Annotated in this window: 25 protein-coding genes and 2 pseudogenes; 14 read left to right on the top strand and 13 right to left on the bottom strand. The window is 64.7% G+C overall.

What is annotated here, in order from left to right; genetic code table 11:
* Positions 1–46 precede the first annotated feature (46 nt).
* Positions 47–268 carry a hypothetical protein gene (locus ACZ5BO_RS29630; RefSeq protein ID WP_025131778.1) on the bottom strand — a complete coding sequence of 74 codons (222 nt, stop codon included), beginning with the start codon at positions 266–268 and terminating at the stop codon, positions 47–49.
* Between the two features lie 175 nt (positions 269–443).
* On the bottom strand, positions 444–1,772 hold the full coding sequence (locus ACZ5BO_RS29625; RefSeq protein ID WP_464697250.1) for an OprD family porin: 1,329 nt from the start codon (positions 1,770–1,772) through the stop codon (positions 444–446).
* 331 nt (positions 1,773–2,103) lie between these two features.
* Here ACZ5BO_RS29625 and ACZ5BO_RS29620 point away from each other — a divergent pair, with 331 nt between their 5' ends.
* Entirely contained in the window at positions 2,104–2,436 is a 333-nt protein-coding gene (locus ACZ5BO_RS29620; protein ID WP_025131780.1) for a DUF2790 domain-containing protein, read from the top strand.
* A 57-nt stretch (positions 2,437–2,493) separates the two neighbouring features.
* On the opposite strand, the gene ACZ5BO_RS29615 is transcribed toward ACZ5BO_RS29620, so the two are convergent.
* A complete protein-coding gene (locus ACZ5BO_RS29615) occupies positions 2,494–2,988 on the bottom strand; it encodes a RidA family protein (RefSeq protein ID WP_464697249.1) in 495 nt (164 codons plus the stop codon).
* A 207-nt stretch (positions 2,989–3,195) separates the two neighbouring features.
* Here ACZ5BO_RS29615 and ACZ5BO_RS29610 point away from each other — a divergent pair.
* The 4 genes and pseudogenes from ACZ5BO_RS29610 to ACZ5BO_RS29595 all read left to right on the top strand — a co-directional run.
* Positions 3,196–3,966: pseudogene (locus ACZ5BO_RS29610) on the top strand (PAS domain-containing protein); the annotation flags it as partial.
* Positions 3,967–4,080: 114 nt separating this feature from the next.
* Positions 4,081–4,512 (top strand): methyl-accepting chemotaxis protein, encoded by a 432-nt coding sequence (locus ACZ5BO_RS29605; RefSeq protein WP_464701408.1) that lies wholly within the window; start codon positions 4,081–4,083, stop codon positions 4,510–4,512.
* Between the two features lie 250 nt (positions 4,513–4,762).
* Positions 4,763–5,536: pseudogene (locus ACZ5BO_RS29600) on the top strand (PAS domain-containing protein); the annotation flags it as partial.
* Entirely contained in the window at positions 5,534–6,079 is a 546-nt protein-coding gene (locus ACZ5BO_RS29595) for a methyl-accepting chemotaxis protein (protein ID WP_464701406.1), read from the top strand. The pseudogene ACZ5BO_RS29600 and the gene ACZ5BO_RS29595, both read left to right, overlap by 3 nt.
* A gap of 15 nt (positions 6,080–6,094) precedes the next feature.
* On the opposite strand, the gene ACZ5BO_RS29590 is transcribed toward ACZ5BO_RS29595, so the two are convergent.
* Both ACZ5BO_RS29590 and ACZ5BO_RS29585 read right to left on the bottom strand, forming a co-directional pair.
* Entirely contained in the window at positions 6,095–7,000 is a 906-nt protein-coding gene (locus ACZ5BO_RS29590) for a LysR family transcriptional regulator (RefSeq protein WP_025131784.1), read from the bottom strand.
* Positions 7,001–7,110: 110 nt separating this feature from the next.
* Positions 7,111–7,884 (bottom strand): SDR family oxidoreductase, encoded by a 774-nt coding sequence (locus tag ACZ5BO_RS29585; RefSeq protein ID WP_464697248.1) that lies wholly within the window; start codon positions 7,882–7,884, stop codon positions 7,111–7,113.
* 163 nt (positions 7,885–8,047) lie between these two features.
* On the opposite strand from ACZ5BO_RS29585, the gene ACZ5BO_RS29580 reads away from it, so the two are divergent.
* Positions 8,048–8,653, top strand: a complete 606-nt coding sequence (locus tag ACZ5BO_RS29580; protein ID WP_464697247.1) for a flavin reductase family protein — start codon at positions 8,048–8,050, stop codon at positions 8,651–8,653.
* 1 nt (position 8,654) lies between these two features.
* Here the strand turns inward: ACZ5BO_RS29580 and ACZ5BO_RS29575 are convergent, their stop codons facing one another.
* On the bottom strand, positions 8,655–9,737 hold the full coding sequence (locus ACZ5BO_RS29575; RefSeq protein WP_025131787.1) for an SDR family oxidoreductase: 1,083 nt from the start codon (positions 9,735–9,737) through the stop codon (positions 8,655–8,657).
* A 95-nt stretch (positions 9,738–9,832) separates the two neighbouring features.
* Here ACZ5BO_RS29575 and ACZ5BO_RS29570 point away from each other — a divergent pair, with 95 nt between their 5' ends.
* Complete coding sequence (locus ACZ5BO_RS29570) at positions 9,833–10,780, top strand: LysR family transcriptional regulator (RefSeq protein WP_464697246.1); 948 nt, start codon at positions 9,833–9,835, stop codon at positions 10,778–10,780.
* A 33-nt stretch (positions 10,781–10,813) separates the two neighbouring features.
* Positions 10,814–11,338: a YbaK/prolyl-tRNA synthetase associated domain-containing protein gene (locus ACZ5BO_RS29565; protein WP_464697245.1), complete on the top strand. Its 525-nt coding sequence runs from the start codon at positions 10,814–10,816 to the stop codon at positions 11,336–11,338.
* On the opposite strand, the gene ACZ5BO_RS29560 is transcribed toward ACZ5BO_RS29565, so the two are convergent.
* The gene (locus tag ACZ5BO_RS29560; RefSeq protein ID WP_464697244.1) at positions 11,328–12,212 is read right to left on the bottom strand and encodes a LysR family transcriptional regulator; all 885 of its coding nucleotides are present in this window, start codon (positions 12,210–12,212) and stop codon (positions 11,328–11,330) included. The two genes, ACZ5BO_RS29565 and ACZ5BO_RS29560, sit on opposite strands and share 11 nt — an antisense overlap.
* A gap of 96 nt (positions 12,213–12,308) precedes the next feature.
* On the opposite strand from ACZ5BO_RS29560, the gene ACZ5BO_RS29555 reads away from it, so the two are divergent.
* A complete protein-coding gene (locus tag ACZ5BO_RS29555; RefSeq protein ID WP_464697243.1) occupies positions 12,309–13,715 on the top strand; it encodes an MFS transporter in 1,407 nt (468 codons plus the stop codon).
* Between the two features lie 5 nt (positions 13,716–13,720).
* On the opposite strand, the gene ACZ5BO_RS29550 is transcribed toward ACZ5BO_RS29555, so the two are convergent.
* Entirely contained in the window at positions 13,721–14,653 is a 933-nt protein-coding gene (locus tag ACZ5BO_RS29550; protein WP_464697242.1) for a DMT family transporter, read from the bottom strand.
* A gap of 102 nt (positions 14,654–14,755) precedes the next feature.
* On the opposite strand from ACZ5BO_RS29550, the gene ACZ5BO_RS29545 reads away from it, so the two are divergent.
* The gene (locus tag ACZ5BO_RS29545) at positions 14,756–15,670 is read left to right on the top strand and encodes a LysR substrate-binding domain-containing protein (protein WP_464697241.1); all 915 of its coding nucleotides are present in this window, start codon (positions 14,756–14,758) and stop codon (positions 15,668–15,670) included.
* 21 nt (positions 15,671–15,691) lie between these two features.
* On the opposite strand, the gene ACZ5BO_RS29540 is transcribed toward ACZ5BO_RS29545, so the two are convergent.
* The 4 genes from ACZ5BO_RS29540 to ACZ5BO_RS29525 form a co-directional block, all read right to left on the bottom strand.
* Positions 15,692–17,920, bottom strand: a complete 2,229-nt coding sequence (locus ACZ5BO_RS29540) for an ATP-binding protein (RefSeq protein ID WP_464697240.1) — start codon at positions 17,918–17,920, stop codon at positions 15,692–15,694.
* Positions 17,917–18,531, bottom strand: a complete 615-nt coding sequence (locus tag ACZ5BO_RS29535; RefSeq protein ID WP_464697239.1) for a biliverdin-producing heme oxygenase — start codon at positions 18,529–18,531, stop codon at positions 17,917–17,919. Before ACZ5BO_RS29535 ends, ACZ5BO_RS29540 begins: the two co-directional genes overlap by 4 nt.
* Positions 18,532–18,786: 255 nt before the next feature.
* Entirely contained in the window at positions 18,787–19,182 is a 396-nt protein-coding gene (locus ACZ5BO_RS29530; protein WP_464697238.1) for a cupin domain-containing protein, read from the bottom strand.
* A 79-nt stretch (positions 19,183–19,261) separates the two neighbouring features.
* Complete coding sequence (locus ACZ5BO_RS29525; RefSeq protein WP_025131797.1) at positions 19,262–20,071, bottom strand: AraC family transcriptional regulator; 810 nt, start codon at positions 20,069–20,071, stop codon at positions 19,262–19,264.
* Between the two features lie 242 nt (positions 20,072–20,313).
* Between ACZ5BO_RS29525 and ACZ5BO_RS29520 the strand changes: the two genes are divergently transcribed.
* From ACZ5BO_RS29520 to ACZ5BO_RS29505, 4 genes are all read left to right on the top strand, one after another.
* The gene (locus ACZ5BO_RS29520) at positions 20,314–20,955 is read left to right on the top strand and encodes a LysE family translocator (RefSeq protein ID WP_464697237.1); all 642 of its coding nucleotides are present in this window, start codon (positions 20,314–20,316) and stop codon (positions 20,953–20,955) included.
* 74 nt (positions 20,956–21,029) lie between these two features.
* The gene (locus tag ACZ5BO_RS29515; RefSeq protein WP_464697236.1) at positions 21,030–21,509 is read left to right on the top strand and encodes a GNAT family N-acetyltransferase; all 480 of its coding nucleotides are present in this window, start codon (positions 21,030–21,032) and stop codon (positions 21,507–21,509) included.
* A 52-nt stretch (positions 21,510–21,561) separates the two neighbouring features.
* Positions 21,562–22,656, top strand: coding sequence for a D-alanine--D-alanine ligase (ddlA, locus tag ACZ5BO_RS29510; RefSeq protein ID WP_464697235.1), 1,095 nt, complete (start codon positions 21,562–21,564; stop codon positions 22,654–22,656).
* Positions 22,657–22,686: 30 nt separating this feature from the next.
* Positions 22,687–23,040, top strand: a complete 354-nt coding sequence (locus tag ACZ5BO_RS29505) for a gamma-glutamylcyclotransferase family protein (protein ID WP_025131801.1) — start codon at positions 22,687–22,689, stop codon at positions 23,038–23,040.
* 9 nt (positions 23,041–23,049) lie between these two features.
* Here ACZ5BO_RS29505 and ACZ5BO_RS29500 read toward each other — a convergent pair whose 3' ends face one another.
* Positions 23,050–23,631: a membrane protein gene (locus ACZ5BO_RS29500; protein ID WP_025131802.1), complete on the bottom strand. Its 582-nt coding sequence runs from the start codon at positions 23,629–23,631 to the stop codon at positions 23,050–23,052.
* Positions 23,632–23,684 lie beyond the last annotated feature (53 nt).

Here is a 23,684-nt window from a genome sequence, read left to right as displayed (position 1 = left end):
AGAAAAAACGCTTCAAGAGATGAATGTGCTCGGTAGGCAAGGGCCGTCAAATATCTTCTTTGGCCACCGGGGCCGTTGAAGCATCGACTGGGGTCTTGCCGGGGCCGCCGGTGGCGGCGGTTTCCTGGTTGGCGTCGCCGTGAATCTGTTCCTGGCTGGCCAGGAAGGCTTCGCGAAGCTGCTGTGGGCGTTCGCTGCCATCAGCGGCCCAGACAGCAGAGCTGGTAGTGGCCAGAAGGCCGATCAACAACAGTTGGGTTGGGCGCATGGACGCTCTCCTGACACGCTGTCCGGCCGTAGAAGGCACGGCTGATTCATGTGTGTCCGGGAGTATATGGAGACCAACCTAACGAGAAGGTGAGGCCGATATTACAGTTCTGAAAGGCACGAGTCTGTGAAGAAGTTTTAACACCGGGCAGGGGCAACCTGCCCGGCCAGACACCTCAGAGCAGTGCCAGGGGGTACTCGACGATCAGCCGGAACTCCTCCAGGTCGGACTCGAACTGGCTGGAGCGGATGGTCGCCTGGCGGATGCGCAGGGACAGGTCCTTGAGACTGCCGCCCTGGAACACATACTTGGCTTCGAAATCCCGTTCCCAGCGACGTTGGTCGGTCAAGGGATCACCCGCCGCGTCGCGGCGCATGTACACCGAATTGGCATGGCTGTAGTCGGCGCCACTGCCCCGGGCATAGCGGGTCATGAACGACAGGCCGGGGATGCCCAGGGGTTGCATGTCGAGGTCGTAGCGGACCATCCACGAGCGTTCCTTGGGCGAGTTGAAGTCGCTGTACTGGATCGAGTTGTCGAGGAAGATCGAGTCCGACTGGCGCAGGTAGTCGAAGTCGTCGTTGCCGTTGTTGCGCTGGTGCGACAGGGCCAGGGTGTGGGCGCCGAAGGTGGCGCCGACCTTGGCGCTCCAGATGTTGTTGTCGAGTTCGCCCAGCAGTTTCTTGCCTTCGTCGACGGCCTTGTAATAGTTGAAGCCGCTGAACAGCGTGAGGTCGTCGGACACCGGGTAGTTGCCGGCCGCGCCGAAGTAGTACTGGTCCCAGGCGTCTTTCAGGCGGCTGCTGTAGAGGCTCAGGCTAAGGTTGGGATTGAGCTGGTAGTCGCCACCGAAGTAGCCGATCCAGGGCGAGTCCACCTTGCCGGCGTAGAAGGTGGCGAAGCCATCGCGCATGCCACTGCTGTCGGGCTGGCTCATGGCGTGCAAGCGCCCGCCCTGCAGCTTCAGGCCGTCGAGGCTGGTGTTCTCCAGGGTCACCCCGCGAAAGCTCTCCGGCATCAGGCGCGAGTCGCCGTAGTGCACCACCGGGGTCATGGGAAAAACGTCGCCGACTTTCACCACGGTGTCCAGGGCCCGCAATTTCGCCGCACCGCCGGCCTTGCCGTAGCCTGCGGAGGGTTCGTTGTCATGGTTCACCGGCAGCATGCCGAAGGAGCCGCCGCCGCCACTGCGGCCGGGCCCGGAGTCGAGCCTGAGGCTGTACATGGCGAAGGCATCGACACCCAGGCCCACGGTGCCCTGGGTGAAACCGGATTCGAACTTGCCGATCAGGCTCTGGGCCCAGGCTTCGGAATAGCCGTTGCCAGTGGGGCTGGACTGGCCCTTGCGGTCGTCGCGGTTGAAGTAGAAGTTGCGCAGCAGCAGGTCGAGGCGGCTGCCTTCGACAAAGCCTTCGGGCCGTTCCTCGGCGGCCACTGCCGCCATAGGACTGAGTCCCAGTACCGCAGCGAGCACGGACAGGGACAAGGGGGGATTGATTCGCATGGGGTCGCTCCTGAGTGTTGGCAGCTATCAACTTTTATATCGCCAGAGGCGTTCTTATTGGCTTCGACCAACAGGCGTTGTTACGCCTTGGCGGTCGCTGTCGATAGTTGCAAACGGCAGATAACGTCGGGGTGACCCGGTGATTACAATTGTGCAAGAAATGCGCCTGGCCGTTGCTCGTGACAAGCTCGGCAGGCCTTGTAGAGCGGGCGTTTGACTGGGGGTGATGGTCTTCCGGAAGAGGGCATTACAGATAAGTAATGTGCCCGCGATCATTCTGACAGGGTCGGTTGCTTATCCTCGCTGATGTCAATTGGACGAGGAAACTGTCATGAAATCATTCAACCTGAGTATTGCCGCGCTGTTGCTCTCCCTCTCTTCCCTGGCCCTGGCCGAAGGCGGAGGAGACCGCACCTTTACCCAGGCCATGGTGGAGAATCAGAAGGCCATGGAGCGCTATGCCGCGAAGCAGGGCAAGCCGGCCCCGGTGGTGCAGAACTACCGCTACGGCATGAAGCTGGACATCGCCAAGGTGGTCAACGTCACGCCGCCGTTCCAGGCCTGCCAGGTGGTGCCTTCGCGCATGACCTACGAGGACTCCGCCGGGCAGCTCCAGACCATCGAGTATCAGGTCATGGGCCAGTGCCGCAAGAACGGCAGCTGAGTCTTGGCTCGCAGCTTGCCTTGCCGGGATAGCCTGCCCGGCAAGGCACAGGCGGTTTCAGTCGTCGGTCGGTTCGGGGTGCAGGGCGACGATCATGTCGACTTCCACCGAGGCGTTCTTCGGCAACTGGTAGACCCCTACCGAGGTCCTGGTGTGCACCCCGGCCTCGGCGAAGATCGAATAGAGGATCTCTGAAGCGCCGTCCGCCACTTCGCTCTGCCGGGTGAAGTCCGTTGCGCTCTGCACATAGACGTTGATCCGCAGAATCCGCTTGATCCGTTGCAGGTCGCCCAGCATCTGCCCAAGAATGGCCAGGGCCCGCAGGGTGCTGATCCGTGCCCCGTGCCGGGCCTGTTCCAGGGTGGTCTCGGCACCGACCCGGCCGACCACCATCACCTGGTTGTCGATGCGCGGGATCTGCCCGCTGACATACACCTCATCCCCGTTGCGCAGCGCCGGCACATAGTTGCCGCCAATGCGCATTTCGCCTTCGAAACTGTGCCCGACCTGTGCCGCTGCCTGCAGGAAAAGTGCCTTGCGTGATGCTTCCATAGTCCAACTCCGTCGATCGCCGTGGATTTCCCCGAGCCTGACTATAGGCTCGGCCGATCCGCGGCACAGGCCCCGTATCGATGGGCTTTGGCCAATACTGGATTATTTTTGTCAGACAAGTCTTGGCGGCTATTAAGAAAATTATTTCAGGGCCGATGTTAGGCCCAAAGCAGCCTATTTTTTCAGTCCCCCCCTCGGTGCGTCCCCATGTTCAATAAACGCTTGAAGCAAGAGCTGTCGACTCTTCGTGAAGAACTTTCGAGCCTTCAGCAAGTGAAGGAAAGCCTTGAAAGCGAGATGCTTGTGATCTATTTGAGCGCCGATGGACGGATTCAATCGGTCAACCACAACTTCGCCGAGGAAATGCTCTACAAGAGTGGTGACCTGGTGGGCCGGCCCCTGGAAGACATCGTCCCGGCCCACGTCAAGAACGACGAGTTTCATCAACGCTTCAAGGCGACCCTCAGCCGTGGCGAACATTTCGCCGGGGCGGTGCGGTTGCTGCGGGGCAACGGCGAGGAGGCCTGGCTGCGCTCGATCTCCCAGCCGATTCGCGATTCCGAGGGGCGGATCAAGTACTTCGCGATTTTCTCCAGCGACCTGACCCGGACCATCGAAGCCTCCCGCGAGCACGAGAACCTGATCGGCGCCCTGGTGCGTTCCACCGCGGTGATCGAGTTCGATCTCAACGGCATGGTGCTCAATGCCAATGAGCGCTTCCTGTCGGGAATGGGCTACAGCCTGGCGCAGATCAAGGGCAAGCATCACCGCATGTTCTGCGAGCCTGAGGAGTACAACAGCGCGGCCTACCAGGCGTTCTGGAAGCGCTTGAATGCCGGCGAGTTCATTGCCGAACGCTTCAAGCGCGTCGATGCCCACGGCCGGGTGGTCTGGCTGGAGGCGTCCTACAACCCGGTGCTGGACGCCAACAACAAACTCTACAAAGTGGTGAAGTTCGCCACCGTGATCACCGATCAGGTGAACCAGGAACTGGCGGTGGCCGAGGCGGCGAACATTGCCTACAGCACGTCGCTGCAGACCGACAGCAGCGCCCAGCGCGGCACCACTGTGGTCACCGAGGCGGTGACGGTGATGCGTGACCTGGCCAAGCACATGCAGGATGCCGGCGAAGGCATCGAAGCCCTCAACGAGCAGTCCCTGGTGATCGGCAGCATCGTCAAGACCATCAGCGGAATTGCCGAGCAGACCAACCTGCTGGCCCTCAATGCGGCGATCGAGGCGGCTCGGGCCGGGGAGCAGGGCCGGGGCTTTGCGGTGGTGGCCGATGAGGTCCGGCAACTGGCTTCGCGCACCAGCAAGGCCACCGAGGAAATCGTCGGTGTGGTGCGCCAGAACCAGGACATGGCCCGCGAGGCCGTGGAACTGATGGCCGAGGGCAAGCTGCAGGCCGAGCAGGGCCTGGCCCTGGCCGCCGAGGCCGGCACGGTGATCGTCGAGATCCAGGACGGAGCGCAGAAAGTGGTGAGCGCGGTTGGGCAGTTCGCCAATCAGTTGTCGTCCTGAGTGCCCGTTACCCGTGGCCCGTTGTCGGGGCACGGGTAACGGCGGTGTCTGTGCACTTGAGTCGCTGCCAGGGGGCTGTCCGCTGGCAGGTGCGTGAGGGGCGGCCCGGCCTGCAGGCCAGGTATCTGGTGAGATGTTTCCCAACAAGTATTAAGAATATTCTGAAAGCCGGTACAGGGCTTGGAGAAAGGCCCGCAGGCGCCGATGGCTAGGGGATCGTTGTATCCACTCCTAGTCTGTCGGTGTATCCATGTTCAACAAACGCTTGAAGCAACAACTTGCCACCTTGAATGACGAGCTGAGCGCGCTGCAGCAATTCAAGGCCTGCCTGGAGACCCAGGTGCTCAGCATCGAGCTGGATGGCGAGGGGGCGATCCGCAGGGTCAACCAGAACTTCAATCAAGCCCTGGACCTGGGTGGCCAGCAGCTTTGCGGGCAGCCGCTGGAGCGTCTTGTCTCGCGCCATCCCCAGGCCGCCGAGCTGTATCGGGCCTTCAAGGCGGCCCTGGCCCGCAACGAAACCTATGTCGGTCAACTGCGCCTGCAACGGGGGGACGGGCACGACGCCTGGTTGCATGTCTGCGTGCAGCCGATCCGTGACAGTGCCGGTCAGCTCGACCATTACAACCTGATCTGCAGCGACCAGACCGAGTCGGTGGAACGTGCCTGCGAGCATGAAAACCTGATGGCGGCCTTGCTGCGTTCCACGGCGGTGATCGAGTTCGACCTGCAGGGGCGGGTACTCACCGCCAACCCGCGTTTCCTCGGGTGCATGGGCTACCGCCTCGACGAGGTCCAGGGCCAGAACCACCGACTGTTCTGCGAGCCCCAGGAGTACGAAGGTCCGTCGTACCTGGATTTCTGGGCGCGCCTGAACGCCGGCGAATACGTTGCCGACCGCTTCAAGCGTATCGACAGCCAGGGGCGAGTGGTGTGGCTCGACGCCTCCTACAACCCGGTGCTGGATGCCAGCGGCGAGCTCTACAAGGTGGTGAAGTTCGCCACCCTGATTACCGACCAGGTGAACCAGGAACGCTCGGTGGCCGAGGCCGCGGACATTGCCTACAGCATCTCCCGGCAGACTGACACCAGCGCCCAGCGTGGCTCCGCCGTGGTCACCGAGACCCTGGACGTGATGCGTGACCTGGCCAAGTGCATGCAGGAGGCCGGTGACGGCATCGAGGCGTTGAACGAGCAGTCTCTGGTGATCGCCAGCATCGTCAAGACCATCAGCGGGATTGCCGAGCAGACCAACCTGCTGGCCCTCAATGCGGCCATCGAGGCGGCCCGGGCCGGGGAGCAGGGCCGGGGTTTTGCGGTGGTGGCCGATGAGGTCCGGCAGTTGGCCTCGCGCACCAGCAACGCGACCGATGAAATCGTCGGTGTGGTTCGCCAGAACCAGGACATGGCCCGTTCGGCGGTGGAGCTGATGGCCGAGGGGCGGCAGCAGGCCGAGCAGGGCCTGACCCTGGCGGCGGAGGCCGGGACGGTGATCGTCGAGATCCAGGACGGTGCGCAGAAGGTGGTGGGCGCAGTGGGGCAGTTCGCCAATCAGCTGGCGGTCTGAGGTCCGTCGCCGCGATCAAGCCTCCAGGTGAGGCTTGATCAGTTCGGCAAACCATTCAATGAACACGTTGAGGCGTCGCGAGCGATGGCGGCGGTCGGGGTACAGCGCGCAGATGTCCATGGGTGCTACCGGCAGAGCGCTCAATACCTGCACCAGCTCGCCACGGTCCAGCAGGTGCTGCACATCGAAGCGCGGCACCTGGATCAGGCCCAGCCCCTGGCGGCAGCAGGCAATGTAGTTCTCCACATTGTTGACGATCACCCGGCTGGGCAGCCCGAGCAGGTGCTCGCGACCTTCCTGCAGGTATTCCCAGGGTTGCTCGCGGCCGGTATCGGGGGAGGCATAGCCGACCATCCACTGGCCGTTCTGCAGGTCCTGGGCGCTGTGGGGTTCACCGTGTTCGGCGAGGTAGGCGGGGCTGGCACAGTTGACCAGGGCCAGTTGTCCCAGTGGGCGGGCGATCAGGCTGCTGTCCGCCAGGCTGCCCACCCGAATTGCACAGTCGATGCCCTCCTGGACCAGGTCGATGCTGCGGTCGCTGGCGCCCAGGGCCAGTTGCAGCCCGGGGTACAGGCCCAGCCAGTGGGGCAGTGCCGGGACGATCAGGCGCCGGGCGATACGGCTCGGCACGTCGATGTTCAAGCGTCCGCTGACGTCCACCTGACGATGCTGGAACAGCTGGTTGAGTTCCGAGGCGTCGGCCAGCAGGCGCCGTGCCCGCTCCAGGAGGATGGCGCCGTCGGCGGTCAACTGCACATGCCGGGTAGTACGGTGCAGCAGGCGGGTGCCCAGGCCGGTTTCCAGTTGCTGCACGGCAGAAGAGACGGTGGCCCGTGGCAGTTCGAGGGCGTGGGCGGCCTTGATGAAGCTGCCCATGTCGGCCACCTGGATGAACACGCGGTATTGTTCAAGTTTATCCATCGTATGAACGGTCCTGGTTCGGGGGACGCCTGATGGCTGGGGATCGCCGCATCGTCCGAGGTGACCGATGCAGCGGTTCGGCAGGCCAATTTACCCCTTGGGCGCCAGGATTACTTGGTGGTGTAGCCGCCGTTGATCAGTAAGGTCTGGCCGGTGATCCACCATCCCTCGGTGACCAGATGGCGAATGAAGGGCACCACGTCCTCGATATCGGTGAGCCCGGTCTTGCTCGACGGCGACAGGGCTGCGGCGCTCTTGTGGTAGGCCACGGCATCGGCGCCTTCGGCGGGGTAGAAGAAGGGCGTGTCCATGGGGCCCGGCCCGACCGCCGTCACCGAGATGCCGCGTGCGCCGAACTCCTTGGCCGCGGCCCGGGTGAAATGCTCGACCGGTGCCTTGGAGCCACCGTAGGCGGCATAGAAAGGTGTGAAGGCACCCAGCAGCGAGGTCACCAGGGTCACCAGTTTGCCGTTGTCCTCCAGGTGCTTGCCGGCCTCCTTGATGAAGAAGAACGCGCTCTTGGCGTTGACCGCGAACATCTGGTCGTACTCGTCTTCGCTGATCTCGACTATGGGTTTTTTCAGCACCTTGCCCACGGTGTTGATGGCGATGTCGATCTTGCCGAAGCGTGCCTTGGCCTCGCTGAACAAGCGTTCCACGGCAGCGGCACGGGTGAGGTCGGCCTGCCAGGCGTGGGCGTCGACCCCCAGGGCCTTGAGCGCTGCCAGCGTGGTGTCGGCGTCGCCCTGGCTGGAGCTGCTGTTGTAGTGCACGGCCACGGCCTTGGCACCGTGGCTGGCGAGGTCGCGGGCGATCAGGCCGCCGAGGTTCTTCACCCCTCCGGCGATCAGCACGACTTTGTTGTTCAGGGAGTGATCGGCCATGGTGCGGGTCCTTCAACAAGTGAGGTGAAGGCTGAGTCTAGTGCCAGGACGGTCGCGGATAAGCCCGTGCCGGCTGGACGGATTATCCGGCAAACCTGCCTAATCGCGGCCTCTGCCGGCACGCTGGATAGGGCTACAATCGGGCTTTTTTAAGGAGCCTTCCATGTCCGCATTCCGTCGTCCGGTGCCCCTCGACAAGGCTTATCGCCTGCTCAACCACGGCCCCACGGTACTGGTCAGTGCCGCCCACGGCGGGCAGCGCAACATCATGGCCGCGGCCTGGGCCATGCCCCTGGACTTCGATCCGCCGAAAGTCGCCGTGGTACTCGACAAGTCCACCTGGACCCGGCAACTGCTGGAGGCGTCGGCCACCTTCGTGCTCAACGTCCCCTGCGTGGCCCAGGCCGACATCGTGCAGAGCGTGGGCAACAGTTCCGGCTTGCAACTGAGCCATGCCGGCCAGGACAAGTTCGCCGCCTACGGCCTGTCCACCTTCGCCGGCGAGGCGCTTGAGGCGCCCTTGCTCGAGGGCTGTGTGGCCTGGCTCGAATGCCGCCTGTTGCCCGAGCCCCACAATCACCAGCAATACGACCTGTTCCTTGGCGAAGTGATTGCCGCCCAGGCCGATACCCGGGTGTTCAGCGAGGGCCGCTGGCACTTCGAGGGGCAGGATTCGCTGCGGACCCTGCACCATGTGGCCGGCGGGCATTTCCTGGCCATTGGCGACAGCATCGACGGTCGTCAGTTGCCCCAGGCCAACGGTGCCTGAATCAGGGAATCAGCCGGTAGTCGCGCAGGCGCTGCAACTGCTCGAGCACGCTCTGGTGGCTGTCGATGCAACCCTGGAAACCCGCCTGGCGAATCTTGATGGTGCTTTGCACCATGTCGTAGCCGGCGTTGAGCCAGCCATCGACGAAGGGCCACGCGGCGATCTGCTCCCAGGGTGTCTGGCGCAGGCCGTGTTCTTCGACAATGCGTGCCCACAGCGGCGCCTTGTCGGCCATCTGCACGCCCAGGTTCATCGGTTGTGGCATGGCGCTGTCCAGGCCGAAGAACCCGGCGATCTGCGGCCACAGTTGCTGCCAGCGAAAGTGATCGCCGTTGGTGACATTGAACACCTGCTGGCGGGCGGCCGCAGAGGTCAACGCCCAGAGCACCGCCTGGGCCAGCACCCCGGAGTCGGTGGCCTGGTGCAGGGCCGACCAGGCGCCCAGGCTGCCGGGAAAGCGCAGTGGCAGCTGCAGGGCCTGGCTGATGGCGGCAAAGCTGGCGATGCCGGTGAGGATGTTCATCGGTGAGTTGAGGCTAGGGCCCATGACGCCATCCGGGCGCAGCACGGTCCAGGCGAAACCTTCACGTTCGGCCTCGCGCCAGAGCAAGTCTTCCTGATCGTTGTAGAAGATCGGGCCCATGAAGCGAGGGTCGCTTTCCTTGGCCGGGGTCTTGTAGGGCCCCAGGTGCTCGCCGTAGGACTTGCCGCCGCCGATCAGCACCACCTGTTGCACCCGGGCACCGGCCTGGCGCAGGGCCTGGAGGCTGTGATCAAGCATCGCCAGGTTGGGCGCCACCGTGGCCGCCATGGTCTCGCGCTCGTTGTAGGCGCAGAACACCAGGTCGGTGACGCTGGCGAGGTCGGCGAAGGCCTGCCGGGTCGCCGCGGCATCCAACAGGTCGACACTGATGTGCGCCGGGGCCGGCCTGCCGTCGAACAGGGTGGTCGGTGGCTGGCGCCGGGCAGCGGTGGTCAGCTGCCAGCCCGAGGTCTGGGTCATCAGGTCGACCACGGCGGTACCGACCACGCCGTAGCCGCCGATGACCAGCAGGTGGCGTTCAGGGGAAAGAGAAAGGCTCATGGGGAGTACCTCGAAATGAAGGAACGCCAGCATAGAGTCGTGAACCTGAGTGAAATAGACTGCCTGCCGGCACAGCATTTGTGAGTTGAGTTCATATGGCGGGCAGTGAAATCAATCGGTTCGCGGAAATGGAAACCTTCGTTCAGGTGATCGAATGCGGTGGCCTGTCGGCCGCCGCGCGGCAGCGACAGGTGACCCCGTCCTCGGTGAGCAAGCTCTTGGCCAGGCTCGAAGCGCGCTTGGGTGTGCGGCTGCTCAATCGCTCCACTCGGCAGTTGCAGCTGACTCCCGAGGGCCGGGGGTTTTACGAGAACAGCGTGCGCCTGCTGGCGGATCTGCGTGAGGTGGAAGGTGAGGCCAGCAGTGGCCGCTCGCCCATTGGCCGGGTACGGGTCAACACCAGTGCGTCCTTCGGCCTGCATGTGCTGGCGCCTTTGCTGGCGGACTTCCTCGAACTGTACCCGGCGGTGTCCCTGGACCTGGTCCACAGCGATGCGCTGGTGGATCTGCTGGAGCAGCAGATCGATGTGGCGATCCGCACCGGCCCCCTGACGGACTCGCAACTGGTGGCCCGCAAGCTGGGGCAAACCCGCGGCATCATTGTCGCCTCTCCGGCTTATCTGGCCCGCTGCGGCACGCCCCAGGTGCCAGGCGATCTGGCTCGGCATCATCTGCTCGGCTTCGACTATGCCCGGGCCTTGCCGGGATGGCGCCTGGGGGCTGAGGGCCAGGGTTCGGTGGTGCAGCCCAACGGGCGGGTTCAGGCCAGTGATGGTGAAGCCTTGCGCCACCTGGCGCTGCACGGCGTCGGGCTGGCGCAACTGGCGGCCTTCACCATTGCCGATGATCTGACGGCGGGGCGCCTGGTACCGGTACTCGAGTCGTTCAATCAGGCACCGGTGGAAAGTTTCTACGCGCTCTATGTGGGCCAGGGCGGCCACCTGCCGTCCCGGGTACGGGTGTTTATCGATTTTCTGGTGCAGCGGGTGCCGCTGTCGTTTTCTCTCGGGGGCCACTGGTCAGCATTGCCGCCGGATGCTTGAATCAGCTCCCGCCCTTTCTTTCAAGGACCGAACATGGATGAAGTTTTTCAGCGTCTGGTGAGCCTGTTGGACAGCCACCAGGCGAGCTACCGGGTGATCCTGCACCCGGCCGAAGGGCAGTCGGCGCGGGTGGCCGAGATTCGCGGCACCGAGCCGGGGCAGGGGGCCAAGGCCATGCTCTGTAGCCTCAAGGGCGCGGATGAGGTGTATGGGCTGGTGATTCTCTCCGGGGATCAGCGACTGGACATGAAAAAGGTCGGCGCGGCCCTGGGGGGCAAGAAGGCGCAACTGGTGCCTGCAGACCTGGCCAGGGAGCTCACGGGCTGTGTCATCGGTGCCATCCCGCCCTTGAGTTTCGATCAGCGCATCACCCTGATCGTCGACCCGCACCTGCCCTCGCGCTACGCCGAGATCGCCTTTAATGCCGGGCGCCTGGATGCCTCCATGGTGCTCGATACCCAGGACTACCTGCGGATTGCCCGGCCCCTGGTGCTGAGCGTGACCCAGGAGCCGCAAGCCCAAGGCGTGCCGTCCGATTCGGGCCCGGCTACCAGCTGACCTGGCCCAGGGCGTCGGCGAAGGCAGTGAGCTTAGGCGAGCACTGGCGCGACGGCGGATAGACCAGGGACAGCTCCCGGCAGCGCCCGTCATGGGCCTGCAGTACCGGCTGCAGGCGGCCGTCGTCGAGGGCGTCGCGCACGGCAAACTCCATCAACTGGGCAATGCCGTAGCCGCCCAGCACCGCGTCCACCAGGGCGTCGCCAATGTCGAAGATCAAGCGGCCCTGGACCGCCAGGTCCAGGGGCTTGCCCTGGTCCATGAACTGCCAGTCCACCAGCCGGCCGCTGCGCAGGTTGCGCACCGCCAGGCAGTTGTGCCGCTGCAGGTCCGTCAGCCGCTGCGGTGTGCCATGGCGCTGCAGGTAGGCCGGCGCCGCCACCGTGACCCAGCGCAGCGGCGCCAGGGTACGGGCGATCAGGCGCTGGTCCTGGATCACTCCGGTGCGCACCACGGCATCGAAGCCTTCGTCGATGATGTCCACCACCCGGTCGGTCATCACCGCCTCGATGCTCAGCTCGGGGTACTGGCCCATCAGTTGGCCTATCACCGGCATCACCACCTTGCGCCCGAACAGCGACGGCGTACTGATCTTCAACACTCCGCGAGGGGAATCTCGGCGATCGAGCAGCAGGTTCTCGGTGTGGGCCAGTTCGGCCAGCAAGGGCCCGGCCCGTTCCACCAGCACCTGGCCGTCCGGGGTCAGGCTGACGCTGCGGGTATTGCGCTGCAGCAGGCGCACGCCCAACTGCTGTTCAAGCCGGGAAATGGCCCGGGACAGGCCGGACTGGGTCAACCCCAGGTCCCCAGCCGCGCGGGTGAAACTGCGGGTTTCGGCCACCCTGACCAGCAGGCGAACGGCGTTCAGATCCATGATTAAAGTCATTACTGAAAGAGACAGTGGCGTGTTTATCATTTAAAGCGCATCGATGAAACTGGCCGCCAGTTATTTCCTACAAGGATTTTCGCGATGTCCGCGTCCCTCTCCGCCAAGCCTTCAGGCTGGATGCTGCTCCTGCTGGCCACTGCCCAACTGATCATCGCCCTGGACGCCACTATCGTGTTTGTCGCCCTGCCGGAAATCGGCACCCGCCTGGGCTTCTCTGCCCAGCAACTGCAATGGGTGGTCAGTGCCTACAGTGTCGCCTTCGGTGGCTTCCTGCTGCTGGGTGGGCGCGCGGCAGACCTGTTGGGCAAGCGGCGTTTCTACATTGTCGGCCAGGCGCTGTACGCCCTGGCCTCGCTGGCCGGCGGGCTGGGCGGCAGCGCCTTGCTGCTGGTGCTGGCCCGGGCGGTGCAAGGCGTCGGCGGGGCGATGCTGTTCCCGGCGACCCTGGCCCTGATCAACACCTACTACGCCGAAGGCCCGGCACGTAATCGTGCCTTCGCCGTGTGGAGCGCGGCCTCGGCGGCGGGGTTGGCCCTGGGGGCCTTGCTGGGTGGCGTGCTGACCCAGTACTGGGGCTGGGAAGCGGTGTTCCTGGTCAACGTGCCGCTGGCCGGTGCCTGTGCGCTGTTGGCCCGACGCTGGATTCCCGCCGACCCGGCGCGCCAGCGTGGGCGCCCGTTCGATCTGCGTGGTGCGCTGACCGTGACCTTGGGCGGCACCCTGCTGGTGTTCTCGATCGTCCAGGGCCCTGAATGGGGCTGGAGCGCACCGGCGACCCTGGGTTGCCTGGGGGTGTCCCTGGGGTTGCTCGGGCTGTTTGTCCTGCTTGAGCAATGCAGCCGCGATCCGCTGATGCCGCTGCGCCTGCTGGGTTATCCACAGCTGCGCATGGCCATGCTGATTACCGCGCTGTTCATGAGCAGCTTCGGCGTGCAGTACTACTTTCTCAGCCTGTACTTCCAGCAGGTCTACCAGTTCAGCGTATTGCAGAGCGGCCTGGCGTTCCTGCCCTCAACCCTGCTCTGCACCCTGGGCATCTGGGTGGCGGAACGGGCGCTGTTGCGCTTCGGCCTGCGGGCGACCCTGGTCAGCGGCCTGCTGGCCGGCGCCGTGGGCATTGGCATGATGTACCTGGCCCTGCCCGGTAGCAGCGGGTTTGTCGGCCTGCTGCCGGGAATCGTGATCATGAGCATCGGCCAGGGCATGACCTGGACCTCGATGTGGGTCTCGGCCGGGCAGGGCATCGCGGCTTCCGAGCAAGGGGTGGCGGCGGGCGTGGCTTCCACCAGTCAGCAGATCGGCGGGGCCCTGGGCCTGGCGCTGCTGGTGTCCCTGGCCAATACCCTGAGCCCCACCGGCAACCAGGCCTATGGCATCGAGATCGCCACCGCCGCCAGTGCCCTGCTGGCCTTGCTCGGGGCCCTGCTGGCGCTGCGCCTGCCCCGCGCTTCGGCGGCCTTGCCGGCCTGTTCCGCAGCCCAGGGTTGAGGTGCCTAGCCGTGGGCTTGCGGCAGGTGGCGGCGCACCGCCCACAGCACCCCGGCCAGCAACAGCAGCGCGGCGCAGCCCTGCAGCAGGCTGGGCAGGTGCTGCAGGCTGATGAACCCGTAGAGCAGGGCGAACAGGGTCTCGAACACGATCAACTGACCGCTCAGGGTCAGTGGCAAGCGCCGGGTCGAGGCGTTCCACATGCGATTGCCGAACCAGGAGCCCAGCACCGCGCTGCACAGGCTCAGGCCCCAGAACAGCGTCCAGCGCTGATCGCTGGCCTCGGCCTGGGTGCCCGGCAGGGCCAGGCCGGCAGCCAGCAGCCAGACCACGGCACTGATCAGGCCGGTGCTGATGCCCCACAGGGTCGACCACTGGGCGCTGTTGAAGCGGCTGCGCTTGAGGTAGCGGGCGTTGTCGGTGGCAAACCAGGTCCAGCACAGCAAGGCGCCAAAGGCGCAGAGCAGGCCCAGGGCGCGCTGGCCGAGTTCACTCGAGCCACTCGGGGCCGTGAGCAGGGTGTCCAGGTTGATGCAGCAGATACCGATGAACACCAGCAGCAGGGGCCAGCGCAGGTGGCGCAACGGCACGGCGTCGGCATCGCCGCGTCCGGCCAGGGTGATGGTCAGCGGCAACAGGCCGACGATCAGTGCGGTACTGGCCACGCCGGCCCACTGGATGGCGCTGGCCAGGAGCATGAAATAGATCAGGTTGCCGGTCAGGGACAGCTTCAGCAGCAGCGCCGCATCGCCCCAGCTCAGGCGCTGCAGCAGCTCCCGGGCCTGGGGCGCAGCCAGGAGCAGGGAGAATGCACCGTACAGGCTGAAGCGGGCGCAGCTGAGCATCAGCGGGCTGAACTCCGGCAACAGGCTGGGCACCACAATGGCCAGGCCCCAGACCGCACCGGCCAGGGCCGCATAAGCAACTCCGCGTTTCATCCACACACTCGCAACCATTCATCAAGGTGCGCAGGCTAGCCATTGCTGACCGAGTGGACAAAGGATATATAGGCACCTACCTATTCTTCCAGGGAATGCCTGATGAGTCGTTACGCGCGCCACCTGCCACCACTGGAAACCCTGGTGACCTTCGAAGCAGTGGGGCGCAACGCCAGCTTCACCCGGGCCGCTACCGAGCTGTGCCTGACCCAGAGCGCGGTCAGCAAGCAGATCCGCGCCCTGGAACTGTCGCTCAAGACCGAGCTGTTCGAGCGCCAGGCCCGGGGGGTCAAACTCACCCCCAGCGGTGCCTCGTTGTTCGCCGAGGTCAGCACCCAGCTCGAGGCCTTGCTGCGCAGTGTCAGCCGCCTGCGGGCCGGACGTGATGCCAAGACCATCACCGTGCAATGCACCCATGCGGTGGCGCAGTTCTGGCTGTTTCCGCGGTTGCTGGCATTCAACAAGCAGCATCCGGACATCACCGTGAGCATCCATGCCAACAACGACATGGACGAGTCCAGCGTGGCCGAGCATGACTTCGGCATTCTCTACGGCGCGGGGCAGTGGTCATCCCTGGCGGTGGTGCCAGTGTTCGCCGAGATCGTCTACCCCATCGCCAGCCGGCACCTGGAACTGCCACGGGTCGATGACCTCGGGCAATTGAGCGAGCTGCCCCTGATCCAGCTGGATGCCTCGGGATGGAACTGCATTGACTGGCGGGACTGGTTCCGGCATTTCGGCCTGGAATACAGCGCGCCGCCCGGGGCTCTGGGGTTCAACCAGTTGACCCTGACCTACAGCGCCGTGCAGCAGGGCATGGGGGTGGGGCTGGGTTGGGATTTCATGGCCAGCGAAGGGGTGGCCCAGGGCGAGTTGCAGCGGGTTGGCGAATGGGCGTTCCACACCGGTCAGGCGGATTTCCTGGTGCACCTGCGGCACCGACGCCTGTCTGCCAGTGGCCAGCTGTTCCGCGATTGGCTGGTGGCTCGCTGTGCTGAAGAAACCCCGGGCCGCTGAAGAGCATCCCGGGGGTGTGGGTCAGCGGTTGGCGCGGGGCACGCTGAAGCGGAACTCGCTGCCTGTGCCCAGCTCACTGAAGGCCTCGATCGTGCCGCCATGGGCCTCGACGATGCCGCGGCTGATGTACAGGCCCAGGCCGGTGCCGTTGGGGTTGCCTTCCTTGAGAGTCCAGTAGCGATCGAAAATATGCGGCAGTTGGTCTTCGGCTATGCCTTCGCCGGAGTCGCGCACGCTGAACACGATCTGCTCGCCATCGGAGCTCGCTAGTATGCTGACCTGGCCCTGTTTGGGGGTGAACTTGATGGCATTGCCTACCAGGTTCGACAGCACCTGGAACAGGCGCTCGGGGTCGGCATCGATCATCAGGTCCGGCTCGGCGTCGAAGCGGATGTCGATGGACTTGTCCAGGGCCAGGGGCGCCAGCAGTGAGTAGGCCTCTTCGAAGATCTGGCTGACGTCGAGCAACTGCGGAGTGATCTGGTAGCGCCCGGCCTCGATCTTCGAGGTGTCCAGCAGGTCTTCGAGCAGGGTGTTCATGCGGCTGGCGGCCTGTTGCATGGTGTCGATGGCCGAGGCAATCCGCCGCGAGGTGTGGGGGCCATCGGAACTGAAGGCTTTCTGCATCATGCCGCAGAGCATGGAGATCACGGTCATGGGGTTGCGCAGGTCGTGGGACACCACCGCCACCAGTTCGTCCCGTGCATGCACCGCCTGCTGTTCGCGCAGTACCTGGCGTGCCAGGTCGCGCTCCAGGGCCGAGCGGCGCAGGTCGTTGGCGGCAAAGCGCTCGCCATGGCTCCACTTGGCGGAGATTCCGGCCATTTCCACCTTCCAGATCTCGAACGAGGTCCGCGGCCGCAGGCGCAGGCCGGCCTCGGAGTTTTCCAGGTCCAGGGGTTTTTGCGGGTTGCCGCTCCAGTTGATGCTCTCCTTCACTTCCGGGCGGAACCACAGCACACCGTTATCCACAGGCTTGGGCAGGCTCATGGCCAGGACACCGCTGGCCACCTGTTGATAACTCGCGGCCGGTGGATAGACGCTGGCCAGCTGGTGGCTGGCGAACACCGGCTGCCCGCTCGCTTGCAGCCAGTGGTGCAGGGCGCGGATGTCATCGGCGGGCGGGCAGTGGCCGAAGCAGTGCAACTGCTTGTCTTCGATAATGGCCACGCCACCGGCCTGGGTCAGTTCGAGCAATTGTCGGGGCACCTGCGCCAGGGTCTCGAAGACGCTGCCCGGTGCGGCGTCCATGGCCTGGTTGAGCTCGGCCAGGGCGCTGATCTTTTCCTCTCGCTGGCGGCTGATGTCCAGGGCCTCCATGGCGCTGATCTGCAGCGACAGCACCTGGCCCAGGGTCTGGCAGGCCATGCGCAGTTCATGGGGCACCAGCAGCGGCTGGCGGTTGCCGCAACTGATCAGGCCCCAGAGCTGGTCGTCCTTGAGCAGGGAAATGCTCATGGATGACAGCACGCCCATGTTCTTCATGTACTGGCAGTGGATCGGCGACACGCTGCGCAGGGTGGCGAAGCTCAGGTCCAGGGCCTGTCCGGTGTCCGGGCGCAGGGTCGGCAGCAACGGCACCGGCTGGTAGTCGGCGTTGGGGATGATCCGCAGCCAGTTGCTGCGGTACAGCTCGCGGGCCTGTTGGGGAATGTCCGAGGCGGGGAAGAACAGGCCGTTGAACACCTCCATGCTCGGGCGGGTGGCTTCGGCGATCACCTGGCCGTGGCCTTCCTCTTCGAAGCGGTAGATCAGCACCCGGTCATAGCCGGTCATGGCCTGGATCTCGGTCACGCTGATGGCGTACAGCTCGTGCAGGGTCCTGGCCGCTTGCAGGCGTCGCAGCAGGCGCCCGAGGTTCGCGCTCGGCTGGGCGTGCAGGGGCTCGGGCTGGATTTCCAGTTCCAGCACCAGTACGCCCTGATGACGGTGCAGCAAACCCTCGAACTGCGTGCCATTGAGTGACAGCTGCAAGGGGGGGGGGTCGAACAGCCGGTCCAACTGCAGCACTTCGCGAATGCGCCGGCCCTGGGCATCCCCCAGCAGGAACTCGAGCGGCTGGCCGAGGACCTGCTCGGCGACCCGGCCCAGCAGGGCCTCGACGTTGGCACTGATCTGCTGGATGCACAGCGAAGGCTCGGACAGGGTCAGCAGCACGCCATGGGGCTGGATCGCCCCGGGGGAGCGGATAGGCTCATTGGCGCAATTGGCCAGCAGCTGTTCGAAGTCTTGGGAATCCGATGGGGTCATAGCAGCACCTCGCGGCTATCGAGCCAGTGCTCGAAACAGGCAAATGTGGATTGCGCGGCGCTGACTACCTGTTGTCGCGCGCTCGCATCCTCGGGCATGCGCCCCAGGTAGTCGAGAAAGTCCTTCCAGCGCCGGCCGGTGGCGGCGCCGTAGACATCCAGGAAGGCGCCGCCGTTGTTCGCGTCGAGGTCCAGGCGCCGGGCCATTTCACGGCGCAGGATCTGCCCGCCCAGGGTTGCGCCTTCCAGCACGTAGAGGGTCCCCAGGCAGGCGCCGGCGCTGTCCAGCGCCGGTAGTTGCGGGCAAAGGGGCAGGGTGCGGATGCTGGCGGCATTGAGCCCCAGGGCCTGCAGGTCGCCGCTCAGGGCCGGAGTCTTGAAGCGCTGGGGCGGATCGTAGCCCGGAGGAATCAGGCCGCAGCCCAGCAGGGCCGCCTCCAGGGGCTGATAGAAGCCGTAATAGGCCTGGATCAGCCGCCGGTAGTAGGCGGCATCGAAGTGTTCGGAGAAGAACGGCAGGCGTTTTTCCAGGGCCACGTGCAAGGTCGCGGTGCCGGTACGCAGTTCCTGGAGCAGGCTGGGAGCTAGGCAGTCTTGGTGCGGAGTGGGCATTCAGGGATCAAGGGTCGCAACGGTTAATGGACGCGCTTCGGGCGTCTTCAAAGGCTGGGACTGGCTGCAGTCCCTGCAATAGAGCCATCGCACAGAAAAATCAGGGCGCTACTCTACCCCTGCTTTTTCGCTTGGCGCAGGGTTTTGACAGACCGCCGGTCGGCCAAGCGTAGTCGATCCATGGTTTTTCGCCGTGCCTGACAGGCTCGTTGAGGCAGAAACTCCCTTTCCGCCTCGCAGGTTCAAGGCCGAGGATCAGATCCAGACATCGTTCTGGGCGGTGCGTTCGCCTCCCTGGTCGCCGGTATTGAGTACGCCCTTGGGCTCGATCAGCAGCAGCTTGACCTCCTGTTCGGCCCAGGGCTTGTGCTCGACGCCCTTGGGCACCACGAACATCTCGCCGCTGGCGATGGACACCCGGCCGTCGCGAAAGTCGATGTGCAGCAGGCCATCGAGGACGATGAAGGTTTCATCGGTATCGGCGTGGGCGTGCCAGACGAATTCGCCCTGCAGCCTGGAGATCTTGAACTGGTAATCGTTCATTTCGGCGATCACCTTGGGCGTCCAGTGCTCGCTGAACAGGCTGAGCTTGTGGGCGAAGTTGATGCTCTGGAACGTGCGTTGGGCGGTAGCGGCGGTGGGGTTCTGCATGGTGCGGTCCACATCAGTGATGAAAGAGCACTGAGGGTAAACAGCCGCGGCGCCGGGTTCTTGAACGATTGTGCGTGGTTCAGCGGTGGAGCATTTTCAGCCAGCGCGCCGGCGGCAGGCCGTAGGCCTGGCGAAACTGCCGGGTCATGTGGCTCTGGTCGGCAAACCCGGCCATCAGCGCTGCGTTGGCCAGGGGCTGGCCCTGCACCAGCAGCGCCCGAACCAGGTCCAGGCGGCGCATGCTCAGGTAGCGATAGGGACTGGTGCCGAACAGCAGGCGAAAATCCCGCGACAGGCTCCAGCGGTCCCGTTCACTGTGGGCCGCCAGTTCGTCCAGGGTGAGGGTCCGGTCCAGGGCGCCGTGGATGTACTCCCGGGCACGTTCGGCGGCTACGTAATCGTAGCGCTGCCGAGGCCGGACCACCCCGCAGGCAGCGTTCAGGGCGTGAGCCAGGTCGAACAGAGCGTCTTCCTGTTCCAGCGGGTCCAGGGGGCTGTCGACACTGCGCAGCAGGGTCTGGGTAGCGGCGAACAGCCGCGGGTCATTGGACAGGCCGCCGGTGATGAAGGGCAGGGGCTGGCCGCCGAGGATCTGCTGGATCAGCGCCGGCTCGACATACAGCATGCGGTAGTGGAAGCCCTGCTGGGTGCCAGCCTCGCCATCGTGGGCTTCGTCGGGGTGCAGGACCATGGTCCCGCCCGGCAGGCTGTGGCGCCAGCCGCCGCGGTACTGGAAGCTCTGCACGCCCTGCAAGGTGTGGCCGATGGCGTAGGTGTCATGGCGGTGCATGTCATAGCCGTGGCCGGCGAAAAACGCCTCGATGCGTTCCAGGCCCCGGGCGGCTGGTGCGCGGTGAACCCAGTCGGTGACAGCTGGGGGTTTGGCCATGGAACGGTCCTGATGGATGAAACCAAGGGCCGTACGTTAACTCAGGGGCGCGCTGGCTGTCTTGCCCCTCGGTTCTACGCCGTAGCGGTTCTGCCGGAAGAAGGGCGGCTTGCAGGAGGGGGCCGGCGCTGCACGACGGCTTGCGGCCTGAGCCGGGTTGCGAGGCCAATCGGCGGTTGCCTGGGCAGGCGCGAGTGGAGTAGCGTCGTTCCCCCGGACCCTCTTCATGGCCATCTGTTCCCATGTACGCCTCACACCTGGTTTACCTCGCCCCGTTGTTGTCGCTGGCCCTGCTCTGGAGCGTGGCGGTGATCACCCCCGGGCCGAACTTTTTCACCACTGCACAACTGGCGGCGGGCTGTTCGCGGCGCCATGGCCTGTTCGCCGCCCTGGGGGTGGCCAGCGGCACCGTGCTCTGGGGGCTGGCGGGAGGCTTGGGCATCAAATCGCTGTTCAGCGCGGCGCCGGCGCTGTTCGTGTTGTTCAAGGTTGCCGGTGGCTGTTACCTGATCTACCTGGGGCTCAAGCAGTTCAAGTGCAAACCGGCCCTGGAGGCCCCGACCACCGATGGCGCGAGCCATGCTGCGCGCAGCCTGTTCTCGGCCTACCGGCTGGGCTTTCTCGGCAACATGACCAACCCCAAGTCGGCGCTGTTCGTGGCCACCATTTTTGCCACTTCGATGCCGGCCTCCCCGCCACCTCTGCTACTGGGGCTGGCGGTGCTGACCATGGCCGGCCTGTCGCTGTCCTGGTACTGCTGCGTGGCGCTGTTTTTCGCCAGCAGCCGGGTGGCCGGGTTCTATGCCCGGGCCCGGCGCTGGCTGGACCGCCTGGCCGGTGGTTGCTATGTGCTGTTCGGCGGGCATCTGCTGGCCAATCGCTGAACGGCCGGTGCCTTGCGCCGGCCAGTATCCGCCCCCCAACAAGGACGACCCGTCCCCGTATCAGGAGACTGAACATGGCTGTTGTTTTTCGCCCGGTGGCAGAGGCGGACATTCCGCGGATCTGCAGTTTCGTGGGCAATCCCCAGGAGTTGTATTTCTTCTTTCCCGCTGCCACCTGGCCACTGACCCACGAGCAGTTGCGCGACTCCATCGCCCAGCGCAGCGACTCGACGGTGATCGAGCGTGACGGTCAGGTAGTGGGCTTTGCCAACTTCTATCGCTGGGAGCAGGGTGGCACCTGCACCATCGGCAACGTCATCGTCGATCCCCAGGTGCGCAGCGTGGGCCTGGGGGCGCAGTTGATCGGGCAGATGATCTACCTCGCCCGCAGCAAGCATCAGGCCAGCGATGTCACCCTGTCCTGCTTCAACAGCAATGTGGCGGGGTTGCTGTTCTATCCGAAGCTGGGGTTCGTGCCGTTCGCCATCGAGGAGCGCCAGGACAAGCAGCAGGAGCGGGTGGCGCTGATCCACCTGCGCTACAGCCCGAAGTGACGCCTGCGGGCCACGCCTAACCAGAGACCATTTTTTTCAACGGAAACCAGTCATGAGCAAGTTGCGGGTCGGGATTATTTTTGGTGGCCGTTCGGCCGAACACGAAGTGTCGCTGCAGTCGGCGCGCAATATCGTCGATGCCCTGGATCGCATGCGTTTCGAGCCGGTGCTGATCGGTATCGACAAACAGGGGCACTGGCACCTCAACGACACCTCGAACTTCCTGATCAACCAGGAAAACCCGGCGCTGATCGCCCTCAACCAGTCCAACCGCGAGCTGGCGGTGGTGCCGGGCAAGGCCAGCCAGCAACTGGTGGAAACTTCCAGCCAGGAATTGCTCGGGCACGTCGATGTGATCTTCCCCATCGTCCACGGCACCCTCGGCGAGGATGGCTGCCTGCAAGGCTTGCTGCGCATGGCTGACCTGCCGTTCGTGGGCTCGGATGTGCTGGGCTCGGCGGTGTGCATGGACAAGGACATCAGCAAGCGCCTGCTGCGCGATGCCGGGCTGGCGGTGACCCCTTTCATCACGCTGAACCGGGCCACGGCGTCGCGTACGAGCTTTGCCCAGGCGGTGGAAAAACTCGGCCTGCCGCTGTTCATCAAGCCGGCCAACCAGGGCTCGTCGGTGGGGGTGAGCAAGGTCGACAACGAGGCTCAATACCGGACCGCCGTGGCCCTGGCCCTGGACTATGACCACAAGGTGCTGGTGGAGTCGGCCATCAGCGGTCGGGAAATCGAATGTGCGGTGTTGGGCAACGATCAGCCGATTGCCAGCGGTTGTGGCGAAATCGTGGTCGGCAACGGCTTCTATTCCTACGACAGCAAGTACATCGATGACCAGGCGGCGCAGGTGGTGGTGCCGGCGGACATCAGCGATGAACACCGCGAGCGGATCCGCACCCTGGCCGTCGAGGCGTTCCAGGTGCTGGGTTGCTCCGGGCTGGCCCGGGTCGATGTGTTCCTGACCGCGGACGGTGAAGTTCTGATCAACGAAATCAACTCGCTGCCGGGGTTCACCCGGATCAGCATGTACCCCAAACTCTGGCAGGCTGCCGGCATGACTTACAGCGAGCTGGTCAGCCGCCTGATCGAGCTGGCGCTGGAGCGCCATGCCGAACGGCAGGGTTTGAAAATCAACCGCTGAAGCCGATCAGCATGGTTAAGGATGTGACGAATGAGTGCGGCAACAGACGCAACGGTTTATCTGTTTTCCTACGGCACCCTGCAGGACAAGGCGGTGCAGATCGCCAACTTTGGCCGCGAGTTGAGTGGCAGCGCCGACGCCATGCTCGGCTACGACCAGCACTGGGTCGAGATCACCGATCCCCAGGTGCTGGCCGCCAGTGGCAAGACCCATCACCCGATCCTGCGCCCGGGCCGTCCCGACAGCGCACCGATTGCCGGGACGGTGTTTCGCATCACTCCTGAAGAACTGGCCGCTGCCGACAGCTATGAAGTCTCGGACTACCAGCGGGTCAGCGTGAAGCTGGCCTCCGGTATCCAGGCCTGGGTCTACGTCAGCGCCTGAGTCTGCGGCTCACTCCGGCGGCAGCATCACCCCGATGCACGCCAGGGCCAGCAGCACCGCCCCGAGCACGATGAACACATAGTTCAGCGGTGTGAAACGGGCGTTGCTGCGGCCTTCGGGATCTCCCGCGGCGGCATTCAGGCCGCGCTGGCCGAGCCAGGTGATCCACGCCATTACCGGCAGCAGCGCCAGGCTGGCAATGTCGGTCACCGGGTAGCCGATGTTCTTGCGCGACAGGGCGTCCACCACGTTGTTGATGATCACCCCCACCACAAACAGGGTTGCCAGTTCACCGGGCCGCCAGTCATGGCTGCGGCCGTCGCGCTTGAGCGTTGCATCGGCTTCGCGGTACAGCGCATGAGTGAAGAAGATCGCGAAGAAGGCCCGGGCCACCGGCCACAGTTCCTGGCCGCTGGCGTGCCTGAACTGGTGCCAGTTCTTGTAGGCCCAGTACACCTGGTAGATGCCGAAGGTGAGGATGTACAGGGTCAGGAACTTGGCCCTGGACACCACGTAGAACGGCTGTTGTGCTGTCTCGGGCGAGGGGGCGACCAGATCCGCCTGGGGCGGGGCATAGAGGTTGTCAGACACGGGCACTCCTTGGGTTGGGTCTGAAGGGGAGGAGGCAACGTTAGCTCAGGTTG

The sequence above is a fragment of the Pseudomonas sp. FFPRI_1 genome (assembly GCF_055384485.1).
Note: the sequence above shows the minus strand (reverse complement) of the source record. Positions and strands in the feature narration are given on the sequence as shown.

What these genes read in the sequence shown, in the direction of transcription:
- ACZ5BO_RS29630 (WP_025131778.1), bottom strand. Translation starts at nt 268, where the DNA reads ATGCGCCCAACCCAACTGTTGTTGATCGGCCTTCTGGCCACTACCAGC.
- ACZ5BO_RS29625 (WP_464697250.1), bottom strand. Translation starts at nt 1,772, where the DNA reads ATGCGAATCAATCCCCCCTTGTCCCTGTCCGTGCTCGCTGCGGTACTG.
- ACZ5BO_RS29620 (WP_025131780.1), top strand. Translation starts at nt 2,104, where the DNA reads ATGAAATCATTCAACCTGAGTATTGCCGCGCTGTTGCTCTCCCTCTCT.
- ACZ5BO_RS29615 (WP_464697249.1), bottom strand. Translation starts at nt 2,988, where the DNA reads ATGGAAGCATCACGCAAGGCACTTTTCCTGCAGGCAGCGGCACAGGTC.
- ACZ5BO_RS29605 (WP_464701408.1), top strand. Translation starts at nt 4,081, where the DNA reads ATGCGTGACCTGGCCAAGCACATGCAGGATGCCGGCGAAGGCATCGAA.
- ACZ5BO_RS29590 (WP_025131784.1), bottom strand. Translation starts at nt 7,000, where the DNA reads ATGGATAAACTTGAACAATACCGCGTGTTCATCCAGGTGGCCGACATG.
- ACZ5BO_RS29585 (WP_464697248.1), bottom strand. Translation starts at nt 7,884, where the DNA reads ATGGCCGATCACTCCCTGAACAACAAAGTCGTGCTGATCGCCGGAGGG.
- ACZ5BO_RS29580 (WP_464697247.1), top strand. Translation starts at nt 8,048, where the DNA reads ATGTCCGCATTCCGTCGTCCGGTGCCCCTCGACAAGGCTTATCGCCTG.
- ACZ5BO_RS29575 (WP_025131787.1), bottom strand. Translation starts at nt 9,737, where the DNA reads ATGAGCCTTTCTCTTTCCCCTGAACGCCACCTGCTGGTCATCGGCGGC.
- ACZ5BO_RS29570 (WP_464697246.1), top strand. Translation starts at nt 9,833, where the DNA reads ATGGCGGGCAGTGAAATCAATCGGTTCGCGGAAATGGAAACCTTCGTT.
- ACZ5BO_RS29565 (WP_464697245.1), top strand. Translation starts at nt 10,814, where the DNA reads ATGGATGAAGTTTTTCAGCGTCTGGTGAGCCTGTTGGACAGCCACCAG.
- ACZ5BO_RS29560 (WP_464697244.1), bottom strand. Translation starts at nt 12,212, where the DNA reads ATGGATCTGAACGCCGTTCGCCTGCTGGTCAGGGTGGCCGAAACCCGC.
- ACZ5BO_RS29555 (WP_464697243.1), top strand. Translation starts at nt 12,309, where the DNA reads ATGTCCGCGTCCCTCTCCGCCAAGCCTTCAGGCTGGATGCTGCTCCTG.
- ACZ5BO_RS29550 (WP_464697242.1), bottom strand. Translation starts at nt 14,653, where the DNA reads ATGAAACGCGGAGTTGCTTATGCGGCCCTGGCCGGTGCGGTCTGGGGC.
- ACZ5BO_RS29545 (WP_464697241.1), top strand. Translation starts at nt 14,756, where the DNA reads ATGAGTCGTTACGCGCGCCACCTGCCACCACTGGAAACCCTGGTGACC.
- ACZ5BO_RS29540 (WP_464697240.1), bottom strand. Translation starts at nt 17,920, where the DNA reads ATGACCCCATCGGATTCCCAAGACTTCGAACAGCTGCTGGCCAATTGC.
- ACZ5BO_RS29535 (WP_464697239.1), bottom strand. Translation starts at nt 18,531, where the DNA reads ATGCCCACTCCGCACCAAGACTGCCTAGCTCCCAGCCTGCTCCAGGAA.
- ACZ5BO_RS29530 (WP_464697238.1), bottom strand. Translation starts at nt 19,182, where the DNA reads ATGCAGAACCCCACCGCCGCTACCGCCCAACGCACGTTCCAGAGCATC.
- ACZ5BO_RS29525 (WP_025131797.1), bottom strand. Translation starts at nt 20,071, where the DNA reads ATGGCCAAACCCCCAGCTGTCACCGACTGGGTTCACCGCGCACCAGCC.
- ACZ5BO_RS29520 (WP_464697237.1), top strand. Translation starts at nt 20,314, where the DNA reads ATGTACGCCTCACACCTGGTTTACCTCGCCCCGTTGTTGTCGCTGGCC.
- ACZ5BO_RS29515 (WP_464697236.1), top strand. Translation starts at nt 21,030, where the DNA reads ATGGCTGTTGTTTTTCGCCCGGTGGCAGAGGCGGACATTCCGCGGATC.
- ddlA (WP_464697235.1), top strand. Translation starts at nt 21,562, where the DNA reads ATGAGCAAGTTGCGGGTCGGGATTATTTTTGGTGGCCGTTCGGCCGAA.
- ACZ5BO_RS29505 (WP_025131801.1), top strand. Translation starts at nt 22,687, where the DNA reads ATGAGTGCGGCAACAGACGCAACGGTTTATCTGTTTTCCTACGGCACC.